Consider the following 618-nt stretch of genomic DNA (forward strand, 5'->3'; position numbering starts at 1 on the left):
TCTTTTTCCAAACGCTTCATGGATGCGCTAATCGCTGGCTGAGTTAGCCCTAGGTGCTCTGCGGCGCGAGAGTAAGATTGATATTCAGCAACAATTAAAAAGGTTTGGATTAGATTAAAATCCATACGATACCTAAATAAAAATAATCACTAGATTGAGTGGGGGGCTCTTTGATTTTTGGGCTAGATGTTCGCCCTAGACACCCACCTTGAAATAAGCCCCCTTAACGCACTTACGAGCTAAGGAGGCGACAGAGCAGTGGTTCGTTAAAACGAATTACTTAACTACTTTGATTTCAGGCATTTGATACTCACCACTTTGGATTGCATCGTCAGCTCCGTAGAAACGCATGATGGCGTAGAACGGTTTTTCAGGTACTGGCAAGAAGTTTGGATCGTCTGCACGGCCTTTCTCGTTCGCACTCATGTAAATGGTGTAGTAACCGTCTTTGTCCGCTTTCATGGTTCGGTCGCCACGACTGTGACGGTTTAGGTCGTTTTTCGCCATCAAACGGTTGTCGTTGCCGTAAATAGTAACAGACCAGAATTCGCTGACGTTCGGCGCTTTAAAGCGCATCACGTAATCATGCTTCGAACCATCCAGTTTTTGACCAGTGCT

Annotated in this window: 2 protein-coding genes; both read right to left on the reverse strand. The window is 45.5% G+C overall.

Going from position 1 to position 618, the window contains the following annotated elements:
* A partial coding sequence (locus tag R7Q46_RS28120; protein WP_318078431.1) for a LysR family transcriptional regulator occupies positions 1-125 on the reverse strand: 125 nt, incomplete at its 3' end.
* A gap of 151 nt (positions 126-276) precedes the next feature.
* The coding region (locus R7Q46_RS28125) for a DUF1214 domain-containing protein (RefSeq protein WP_318078430.1) at positions 277-618 on the reverse strand (342 nt) is incomplete at its 5' end.

The sequence above is a fragment of the Vibrio sp. 811 genome, assembly GCF_033339195.1.